This window comes from Bacillus sp. EE-W1 (assembly GCF_009760835.1).
Classification (GTDB): Bacteria; Bacillota; Bacilli; order Bacillales; family Bacillaceae_G; genus Bacillus_A; species Bacillus_A wiedmannii.
In genome coordinates, this window is record NZ_WIPE01000073.1 from 39,960 (window position 1) to 51,044 (window position 11,085).

At 36.4% G+C, this 11,085-nt stretch carries 6 protein-coding genes and 1 pseudogene; 3 read left to right on the forward strand and 4 right to left on the reverse strand.

Features of this window, described 5'->3' with window-relative positions:
* Window positions 1–77 precede the first annotated feature (77 nt).
* From GFJ36_RS18650 to GFJ36_RS18660, 3 genes are read left to right on the forward strand one after another with little or no spacing between them, the layout of a single operon-like run.
* Window positions 78–1,616, forward strand: coding sequence for a spore germination protein (locus GFJ36_RS18650; RefSeq protein WP_097889901.1), 1,539 nt, complete (start codon window positions 78–80; stop codon window positions 1,614–1,616).
* Window positions 1,613–2,710 (forward strand): endospore germination permease, encoded by a 1,098-nt coding sequence (locus GFJ36_RS18655; RefSeq protein ID WP_097889902.1) that lies wholly within the window; start codon window positions 1,613–1,615, stop codon window positions 2,708–2,710. Before GFJ36_RS18650 ends, GFJ36_RS18655 begins: the two co-directional genes overlap by 4 nt.
* Window positions 2,711–3,847, forward strand: a complete 1,137-nt coding sequence (locus GFJ36_RS18660; protein ID WP_097889903.1) for a Ger(x)C family spore germination protein — start codon at window positions 2,711–2,713, stop codon at window positions 3,845–3,847.
* Window positions 3,848–3,926: 79 nt separating this feature from the next.
* On the opposite strand, the gene GFJ36_RS18665 is transcribed toward GFJ36_RS18660, so the two are convergent.
* The 4 genes and pseudogenes from GFJ36_RS18665 to GFJ36_RS29820 form a co-directional block, all read right to left on the reverse strand.
* Window positions 3,927–4,061, reverse strand: coding sequence for a hypothetical protein (locus GFJ36_RS18665; RefSeq protein WP_001116178.1), 135 nt, complete (start codon window positions 4,059–4,061; stop codon window positions 3,927–3,929).
* A gap of 57 nt (window positions 4,062–4,118) precedes the next feature.
* Window positions 4,119–7,481, reverse strand: coding sequence for a tubulin-like doman-containing protein (locus GFJ36_RS18670; RefSeq protein WP_046957761.1), 3,363 nt, complete (start codon window positions 7,479–7,481; stop codon window positions 4,119–4,121).
* Window positions 7,482–7,554: 73 nt separating this feature from the next.
* Window positions 7,555–9,654, reverse strand: coding sequence for a vWA domain-containing protein (locus tag GFJ36_RS18675; protein ID WP_157349708.1), 2,100 nt, complete (start codon window positions 9,652–9,654; stop codon window positions 7,555–7,557).
* 586 nt (window positions 9,655–10,240) lie between these two features.
* Window positions 10,241–11,085, reverse strand: a pseudogene (locus GFJ36_RS29820) (RNA-guided endonuclease TnpB family protein); the annotation flags it as partial.

Genomic DNA, 11,085 nt, shown 5'->3' on the forward strand with positions numbered 1-11,085 from the left:
AATTTAAACTACGCATATGTCAGCACGGAACTATCCATAATAACCCATATAAAACATAACAAGGAGTAAGCGAACAAATGGGGTCTTTTAATAAATGGATACGTGGTGAAAAATCTTTCTCTGCACAAGAACAAGCTGATCACCTTTTAAATAAATCTATCTCTTCCTCTCTTTCCCTTAATCTAAAGCACTTGTCCAAACTTTTTAGCGGTATTCCAGAATTAATTACACGTACTTTTCCGTTAAAAAACGGAAAAGAAGCTGCAATTATATATATGGAAGGACTTGCAGACAAAACCGTTATTAACATTGATATTCTTCGCCCTCTCCTATTTAAAGAGTGGAATGAAGTTGATTGTTGGGAATCCTCAGTTACAGTCGGGAATATAAAGAAAGTTCAGCAGTGGTCCGACATTGAACATTCCCTTTTACATGGTAAAAGCATTTTATTTATAAATGGACAACTTACAGCATTAGAACTAGATACGCAATCGGCGCCAAAAAGAAGTATTGAAGAACCTACAACAGAAACTGCTATAAAAAGCTCCCACGAAGGATTTAATGAAGTAGCGAGCGACAGTCTTGCACTTATTCGTCGATATATTCCAAATCGCGAATTGAAAGTGAAGGAATTCACTGTTGGTGAACGAGCTACTTCAAAGGTTTTTTTGCTGTACTTAGCAGACGTTGCAAACGAAGACGTTGTACAAGAAATGGCATGCCGTATCGAATCAATCAAAGTGGATGCCATTATTACTACTGGAGAATTAGAAGGGTTTGTTGAAGATAATTCCTATACTCTCTTTCCGCAATTATCAATAACCGAACGCCCTGATACAACGGCCCATCACATTTTGGATGGACGAATTGCTGTTGTTGTAGACCGCTCACCCGGCGTATTAATTGGACCTATGACCTTTTCATCTTTTTTTCAGACGATAGATGATTACAGCTTCCGGCCAATGATTCCATCTTTCATACGACTACTTCGTTTTACCGGACTATTTATTGCAATATTTGCTCCAGCTCTTTATATTGCTATGATTTCCTTTCATTATGAAGTGATTCCACTTAAATTATTGTTAACAATTGGAGAATCTCGAGCTAAAATTCCTTTCCCCCCTATATTAGAAGCACTTTTGATGGAACTAGTACTTGAAATGCTCCGCGAAGCTGCGGTTCGGCTTCCTGGTCCCGTTGGACAAACGATTGGAGTCGTAGGAGGGATTGTCATTGGGCAAGCTGCTGTCCAAGCAGGAATAGTAAGTAATGTTATGGTTATCGTCGTATCTATTACTGCAGTCGCTTCTTTTATCATCCCTAACATGGAAATGTCAGCAGGAATTCGGCTTCTTCGCTTTCCAATGATGATAACCGCTTCTTTGTTTGGGGTCATTGGAATTATGGTCGGGATGGCAGTTATCATCATCCATATTCTTTCTATGGAATCACTTGGTGTTCCTTATGGTAGTCCTTTTTCTCCGTCATTTGCTTCAGATTTAAAAGACATTCTTGTACGTTTACCATGGAAACTAATGAAGAAACGACCACTATCCCTTAACTTAAAACAAGAGAATCGACAACGCGATATAGAAGAAACGGAGGAAGATAAGTGACAAAGCGTGCAAAGAGGGAGATTAGTTTATTTCAATACATTTTAACGATTAGTGGTGTTCAAGTAGGGTTCGGTGTACTTACACTGCCACGTGAAGTTGCGCAAGGGGCGAATACAGATGGCTGGATGTCTATTATAATAGGATGCGCTATCACTACTTTAGTCAGTCTATGTATTGTAAAAATTATGGAAAAACATCCCGGGTATACTTTACTTGATGTGCTAACTCGTTATCTTGGGAAGTGGCTAGGAAGAGTAGGAATAATTTTTTGGATTTTATATGCTGTTCTTGCAGCTGTATCCTTAATTTTTTCCCTCTTATACGTTATTCACATTTGGATTTTACCTAGATCTCCAATGTTTTTAATCATGATGTTATTATCTATCCCAATGGTTATGCTCGCATGTAAAGGTGTTCTTATTATTAGCCGCTATGCTGTTTTTACTGTCTTATTTACACTCTGGATGCCATTGCTATTATTTATCCCACTTAAAGACGGGCATTGGGTTTATCTTCTTCCTCTCCTTAAAGAGGGATGGCTACCAGTTTTCAACACAGTAAAATCAACTATTATTGCCTTTCTCGGATTTGAGTTTGCATTTGTCCTTTATCCTTATCTCAGTAATAAATCATCTGCAAAAAAAGGAATCGTTATTGCAAATATGATTACTTTATTCGTTTACCTGCAAGTTACGTTCGTTTCTTTCGTTTATTTTAGCCCAGATGGTATAACTAAGTTTTTATGGCCCACTCTTTCTCTTGTTACACCATTTCACTTTTCATTTCTGGAACGGTTTGAAATTATCTTTTTGTCATTTTATCTCTTCATTATTTTTGATTCTTGCATTCCTTATATTTTTACTGCCTCAGATGGAATCAATCAGTTACTTAACAAAAAAGGGAGTTCATTACCTATTTGGTTTTTATTATTCGGGTGTGTTTTCGTTTTATTTTTTTATATCCCATCCTCGTATCAAATAAGTGCATTGCGGGAATTTTGGGGAACTGCAAGTTATTTTATCGTTTTTCTATTCCCAGTCGTATTTCTCTTATACATGACACTTTATCAGCATTGGAAAAGGAGAAAAATTTAAATGAGACGCTTTATTTTCACTATATTTTGCTTTCTCATAACCTTTTTAACAGGATGTGGAGGAGATCGGCTCGACTTAGAAAAACAATCCATTTCATTAATTTACGGGTTTGATGCAAAAGCAAAAGGAAAATTAATTGTATACCACGTAAACCCTATTTTTAATGAAGATGTGGAGAAAAAATACGAAACTCATGAAGCGACAGTACATACCCCTCGAGAAGCAAAAGCAACATTTAATAGTTCAAGTAGCGGTTTAGTATCTACAGAAAAGTTACAACTCATTTTATTTAGTACGAAATTTTTAAAACAAGAAGGAGCTATGCCTTACCTTGATGTTTGGTATCGCGACCCTAAAAATACTGGAAATATGCGCATGGTTGCAGTAGACGGTCCAATCTCTTCAGTTATATATAATAATTTTAAAGATAAGCCTGCACTTCCTGAATATTTAACAGATTTAATTAATACGAACAAACTATACAATCGAACCGCGTTTACGACATTCCATGAATTCCATAGGCAAACTTTTAATAAAGGTATAACACCTGCTATCTCAGAAATAAAAAAAGGTAAAAAAGATATTCTCGTTACCGGCTCTGCATTATTAACTTCTCGCGGAATCTATAAAATGTCTTTAAATCGATATGAAAGTGCCCTTCTTCTTCTATTACAAAAGAAAGCGAATATACCCGTTTCACTTACACTGAAAATCCCTTCTAATTCAGTTGAAAGTAATAGTCATCTAAAAGATACAGACGGCGACGACTTCGCAACAATAAATGTTCTTAGCATGAATCGTGACATTCACACAGGCTATAACGATAACCACTTCAAATTTAATATTGCAATGAATTTTAAAGTTTCCGTATCTGAACTTACATTCAACATGGATATAGACAAAGGTAGAAAGAAATTAACTTCACTTATTACAAAACAACTAAACAAAGATTTAAACGATTTAATCCACAAAATTCAAAAACAGCAACTTGATCCATTCGGGTTTGGTGATTATGCGAGAGCATTTCAATATAAAGAATGGAAAACGGTTGAAGACGATTGGCCGAGTGCCTTTTCAAAGTCTAATGTGAAAGTAGCACCTACTATTAAAATTTTAGAGAACGGGATTATTAAATAAAAAAAACACGCTACTTGCTCTTATAAGTGCAAAGAGTAAGTAGCGTGTTATCATTTTTATTTTGAAGCTTCCTATACAGTTACGCTTCTGTTTCTGGTTCTTCGTTTTCCGCCTGTTCCAATCTTTGCTGCTCCGCAAGTTCGGCTGAAATCATTCCATAATAAATTTCTGGATACAATCCAAATATTTGATATACACTTCCTAAAAACGGCATCGGAATCCCTCTTTTCTAAAGTTGTATTGCCACTTTTAAGGATTCCCTTTTCATTCATTATACATTCGTTTTTGGCGTTTCTTCTTCATCATGAACGCTTAATAAATTTTGCCACTTTTTATAAGGAGCACTATTTGGATCTACATAACCTTTCGCGTACGAACGATCCCACAATTGTTTAATAAACATTTCTTTCTCTTTCTTTGCAACCATATCGGCACCTGTACCGTAATAGTTTTGGAAATATAACTCAATTTCGTCAAGGAATAATCTTAATAATTCATCAGAAGTTTCTTCTAACGTTGGATCATATTTTGCTTCACGGTCATACATTAAAATCATATCTAAAATATTATGGACATGCTCTTTACGAAGCCATCTAATATCTTGAGCACCTAATACGAACGGATGTGTATATAAATGTCCGCCCTGTATCATAGCTTTTTCTTGTTCTTCTTCAAATCTGGACAAGATGTTTTCATAAATAAACGGATTATGAAGCAATGCTCTGTGTAATTTATAACTTTCACTTGAAATATTTTTTCCCATCGACTGAATTAAGAAGCTACGTCCAACACCGTTATATTGATACACGAACTGGCCATCAACAGCAACTAAACTAATCCAACGATACATATACGCGTATAGAAGAGCGCGATTACATTTATCGTAATCCAACTTCGTTTGTGTTGCATTTAAGTCTGGCATGAAAGCTGGCAAGTGCCAATATTTATCTAAATGCGGCGTTAAACTAGATTTTTTACTATTCAACTTGTTCACACGGCGATAGTAAGACTGAAAATAATCACCTTTATCATTCATAAATCCATTTGCAATATGTCCAGACGACAGCTTAGGAAAGTCTTGTAGTGATAAACCGTAATGCGCACGATAACAAATGACTTCAAATGGCGAAAAAGCTTCATGTACTGTATCTTTTTCTTTAAACATTTCTTGAATTAATTCCTCTTGCAATTCTTTCTTTAAAGATGGATGTATACCCCAATATTGTAATTCCCTATGATGGGAAACTTTCGGAACGAATGGACTTGCTAAATGGAACAAGTCTTCAATTTTTTCACGGACGTATTCATCACGATCACGCTTCTTATAATCTGCCTCTTTTCGTAACGCCTCAACGATATTCAGCTCTAATTTATCACGATAGCGTATTTGTAATTCATCGTAGCAATAACTTAGTATGTGCTCACGATAAAAATCTTCTACTTTTTTCGATTGAATCTCTTCTGTTTTTGCATCCCGGCAATATTCCCCGTATAAACTCATATAAATTTCCGCAGATATATCTTTCGGTAATACTCCCAAATTTAAATGTTGCTGCATATCTTGCCATATCTTTTCTTGCAACTTCTCTTCAGCTAATACGTATACATTCGTTGGGTTTGTTTTCCCTTCAAATTCCTTGCTTCGTTTTTGAATTTCAAACAATAAATTTTCACGCGTTTCGTGTAAATTATCAAAAAACCTTTCCCAATATTGAATCATTTTATTAACTGCTTGATAAAGCGATTGATAAACGAGTTCTAATAGCATTTCTTTGCGATACTCATTTAATTTGTGTACATACTGCGTTACAATATCTTCAAATTCTTTTTTAAACAAACGCTGCTGATTATTAATCATTTTTCCAAACCAGCCTTGTTGCTGCGCGATTTCTACTCGGCGAACAGCTGTTACCGTTCCATCAATATTACTCACATTAAATTTCTTATCGTAGTTTTGAATTAAATTACGCTTTTGTTCATTATTTTCATGTAGTCGATTCATTTTCTCGACTAACTGCTTTCGAATTTCATACAACATAAAACGAGCTGATACTGGATGAACAGGATCCGTTTTCTTTAAAAACCATGTATTTAATTGATAGGACTGCCCTTCAGAACCACTTGGTGCAAAACGGTCTGATTCAATCATGTCATACAATAGTGTCGTTACATGCTCATGTACGCGGCTCGGAATCGCATACGCATATAAACGAACCGCATGATCTACCCTTGCTACTTCACCTTTCATTTGCTCCATCATTTTCAGTTTAGCAGCCGAAATTTTACACTCGTGCTGCAGTCGGTTTAATTCCTCATCTTTTTGCACCGTACGCTGTACATAACTTTCTACAGCCTCTAAAAACAGTTTAGATTTCGCAACACCGACCTTACCGCCCTCTGCTCCTTCACGCGTTTCATTGTACATTTGTCTATAAAAAATATGAGCCTGTTCTGGACGGGTAGCAAGATGTTCTAAGTCTTCTAAATAACTTTTCCCACGCTCTGGCTTTTCACGTTGCATCCCGCGTTTGACGTCTTGGTCATATCTTTGCTTCTTCTCTTGAAACAGTTGATCTAAATGCAGCCAAGACTCATCTAAACCTTGCACAGCCCATTTTAAAGCACAATATTTTAACACGTGCTCATACGGATAAATAATCTTTGCCGTTCCTGCCCCGCAATATCGTCCTTTCCCACTTGATTCTGCTAATTGCTGAATTTGATTATCTTCCTGTGCAAAATGATTTGCAGACATCGGACTAAATAACTGTAAATAAATCGTATTTGCCATTTGCTCCATATAATCTGATAAATTGTGCAGATGGTGTCCATGTAGATTTTCGTAATCGTATAGGAAACAATAATTGTATGGTAAATGATGTTGTTTAATCGTATGATTCGTTCTTCCGTCTTCATCTACTTGATCAGGTCGATATTCTAATTCAATCGTCACACCGCCACGTTTTGATAATTCTCCAGTGGAACCGAGTGTAATGGCATGTAATTCTTTTAACGAGGCATAGCCGTTTGCTTGCACCGTTTCAAACTCTTTCGCACTAACCGTTCTCGTCTTAACTAAAACATCCGGCATTAAAAACGCACCACGTATTAAAATGTTGTGATGCTGCAGTTTTTTCCGAAGCATTTCACGTAAATATAATGCAATTTGTAGAAACATCCCTGAACCTGTTCCGCCCGCTAGTGATGTTACGATAATGACACGCACTCCATACTCCGTTTGATCGCTTGTAACCGGAAAAATCTTCTCGATTTCTTGCCAAAAGGATGTCAATTTATCTTCTTTCATCGCAGCAAGTAACGCTAAACGGGAAATGACGCGTAACTGTCCTGCCCCTTCTGTCAGTGGTTTATCAAGTATAGTCGGGTCCATCGGAAACCACTCTGGAATCGTTGGATCTCCTGCAATATACTCTCTTGGCGTTTTACTAGAACTCGTTTGCGTCTTAAACTTTCGAATATGATCAAATTTACTCAATGTATTCACATCTGTATCAAATACGTGCATTGCTACCTTTTTTCGGCGCTCCTCAGGTAGCCTTTCATATATTTGATGTGTCACAGTACTACCGATTCCACCTAAACCAATTAATATCGTTGGAACTTGTAACGTCATGTGAACCACCTTCCTATTCTTGCTTGTTTGAAAAGAGGGGAGAAAGATAAGACTCCCTCCTTTTCCCTATCTACTATTCACACTCATATTTGTAAATTTCTTTACCATACCCTCTATCAATTACTAAAAGTTCATTTGGATATAGCGTCTTATGTTCCATTCCAACCTCATCTTCTGTTATAAACATCCCATCAATAATCATTCCTACTACTTGTGACTCTTTCGCTACAAATATTGATTTCGATCCTTTCTTTGCTATAAACGTAACGGATTGCACAGTCTTTCTTTCTGCTCGGAATGGAATGCCAAAATAGTGTTTCCACCATTTATTTTTAAGTAATTCTGGCTCAGATTGATATAACCAATCTTTCGCTACCTCTTGATCCCATTCGTAATACAATAGTGCTTTTCGGTGAAATCTTGGACGAACAATCCATCCTAAAACGATTATTCCTACTACTAACAATAATAAAGTGATAGGAATAACAAACTTAAAAATAAGCGCATATTTTTCATAGAACGGTGCATTTTGAATATGAAGTGATATATTTTTCTTTACTTCTTGTAATTTTGAATCTTGCACTACGATGGTAGCTTCTACGGTGCCGGTATCTGTAAAATTGAATGTGTCGGAGTAATGAGGGCGAGGATAAATATAAATTTGATTATCCTGTTGTTTTATTTCATAGTTGATTGATTGTTTAGATGTGACACCAGTAGATTTTAATAGTTTCTTTACAGCTTCTTCTGTCATCGGCTTACCATCTAACTGTGGTTGTATAATAAACGGTTTACTATTCTCTAAATTCGTTACTTTTTCCTCATAATCTTTCGTAATAGTTTGCAATGATAATTTTGGTTTTTCAGTTACTTCAATTTTAAATTCCTTCGTCTGTCTGTAAAACCCCTTTATGTTCATATGAACTTTCCCGCGCACTAACCCTTTATCGATCTTCGTTTCGTAGTAAAATACATGTTTTTTATCGTCCCACTTCATCGGGTACTGTTTTCCGTCTATTTCTACTTCTGACTGAAAATATGAAGACTGAATTGGTAATTCCGTAGGCTTCGCTTCAATAACAGCAGTAACACCTTCGTACATTTTCTCCACATTTTTTTGACTACTATCGTCTTTGTCATAAGTAGAAACAGTATAGTTAAGCGCCGGTTCAACTAGTACTTGTAATCCTTCTTTCTCAATATCTCGATCCACTTCTATCGTATACGTTCCTGGTTTAATAACTTCGTGATTTTCCGTACTTATATGAACTATATTTCCGAATAATTTCGCTTCTCCTGGTGCATGTATGGAATAAGAAGATTGTAATTGTAATGGTTTAGAAATTTGTGTGACCTGATAATTAGACAAAGAAGGCGATTGCCGTACAAGCGTCATACGCTTTAACGGGAATGGTGTTGTAATCTCTACTTTCTTTCCTACTACTTTCGTTTTTACAATCGATTCAACCGAGGAGAACGGATCACGATTTGCAACTAATGCTGCCACTTGATTGACGCTTTTTACAATACCATCCTCTCCACTAGATGGCATCGTAACGCCATTTATCTCTTTCTTCCATATTTCTTTAAACGTATTTAGTTGTGCCTTTTCTTGCTGCCCTAAATCCTCTTCCATCGTAATTAAAATTGGATGTAACGATATCTTTTTTGCATCCATTTCTTTCTTAAACTGTGCTAGCTTCTGTGTAATTTGTTCTTTTCCGCCAACCTTATCTTTCTCTAAATCATTAAATGCCCCGTCAGTTAAGACAATAAGCCAAAATTCACGTTTTCCATCTATATCTGCTTCCTTTTTTATAGATTGCATCGCCGTCTCTACTGCGCTAAACGGAGTATTTAAATCCGTTTTCCATGCTCCAATTCCCTCAATTTCTGTTTGTCTCTTATCCTTCGTTAACGAAATGTTTAATGGATCATTCGGCTTGCTCATTGGAACATAAGAGAATTTATCTTTTTCATCTAATAGCGCAACTAAACTTTGCAAAGCATAATTGGCATATTTCCAGCGATCGTTATTTCTCATGCTGCCCGAATCATCATATACAAGTGAAACGACCCTTTCCTTTGCCTCCTCTCCTTTTGCAAAAGTCCAAAAAGGATGTAACCATATAAATAGAAACAACATGAATGTGGCACAAATTCGAATTTTCATGATGAGGCTTCGCCACCTTTGTAGACAAATTCCTATGTTTAAATTTATGAGAGGATACAAGATATATGACTTGTATTTTAGGACAACTAGCGCAGCATAACTTTATTATGTAAACAGATATATATATTGAATATGATTCCTTCTAGCGTTTTCTATCCGATACTATAAGTAAAAAAGCCTGTTTAAGCTCTACACTTAAAACAGACTTTTCCTACTTTTCATATTGAAAACAAGCATCAAAAAGTTTGATTTTAAATTAACACATCACTTCAATTGTAAATCCGCCAGGTGCTTCAACGTCAACTACCCCCACTGAGATGAAGCGTTTCAGTGGGGGCTTGAGTTCGAACGCTAGGTCTTTTCGTCTATCGCTAGACAGTTTGACGCTCTAGCATTCATGCCACCTTCCGGTAACACCCCAAGTATATTTTTGGTTGGTACTGGCAACGAACGATTGTTTTCCCACTTGCACCACCCTTTCGAAAAAGAGCAGTTCTCCCTTGTGGAAGAAGCCACCACTCAGATGAACCCGGCGTTTGCTACAAGCCCCGACAAGTCGAGTACACATGGATGGTTGACGCACCCACTAAGCTATGCGCGAAGCAACAGCCTTACGTTTTTGCACTTCTAATAGAATCGGCGTTTTCACTTTGAGATTGTCATCCAATTCTACAACTCTTGATTTTTCCAATGTATTCAATGCACCATTAATATCAGCATGGATACATGTTCCTGCCTTACTTTGGTACAGACCACGAGTGATTCGTTTGCCACTAAAGTGATAATGCGTCCTCTCATCCTTAGACCAAACTGGAACCGGATCTTTATCTAGAAAACTAGCTTTTGAAGTATAACTTTCTTCTTGTTTGAAAAATCGTATACCTTCTTTTATACATTTATTCTCAATTGCTGCAATCAGTTTATGAAATGGGATTTGAACAATTTTTGATTATTCTTTTTTCCCATATCAGATTTTTGTTTCCAACCAACGTTATAGCCTACGACAACCGTATCTACGCCTAATGCTTTCACTTTTTTGAACAACAGGCCTATAGTTTGTGAAATGTAACCATTTATTTGTCGTTCTCGTTTATGCCAAAGTGCAGCCATTTGATTCGTTACAATACGTTTTGAAATTCCATTGTCAATATTTTTCTGTTGGAGGTTACATATCATTTTGTTAAAATATTGGTTTATAGATTTTAATTTTTTTCCATCAATTAAGAATGTATCACCTGTATTCGTTGCGCAACTTACTAATCTGTCTACGCCTAAATCGCAACTCAAAGCGTTACTAGTGGTCGTGGATTGTTTCTTCATTTGAGAAACGTGCATTTCATATGTATAATGCACCTCAAAGAACCGACCTTTTTGCTTCGGTACAATCTCAATATAGGAGATTTTTTTATTTCTTAAGTTCTTAGGCATACG

Bases quoted from the DNA above. Each gene is read 5' to 3' on its own strand.
- GFJ36_RS18650 (WP_097889901.1), top strand. From the start codon at position 78: ATGGGGTCTTTTAATAAATGGATACGTGGTGAAAAATCTTTCTCTGCA.
- GFJ36_RS18670 (WP_046957761.1), bottom strand. From the start codon at position 7,481: ATGACGTTACAAGTTCCAACGATATTAATTGGTTTAGGTGGAATCGGT.
- GFJ36_RS18675 (WP_157349708.1), bottom strand. From the start codon at position 9,654: ATGAAAATTCGAATTTGTGCCACATTCATGTTGTTTCTATTTATATGG.
- GFJ36_RS18665 (WP_001116178.1), bottom strand. From the start codon at position 4,061: ATGCCGTTTTTAGGAAGTGTATATCAAATATTTGGATTGTATCCAGAA.
- GFJ36_RS18660 (WP_097889903.1), top strand. From the start codon at position 2,711: ATGAGACGCTTTATTTTCACTATATTTTGCTTTCTCATAACCTTTTTA.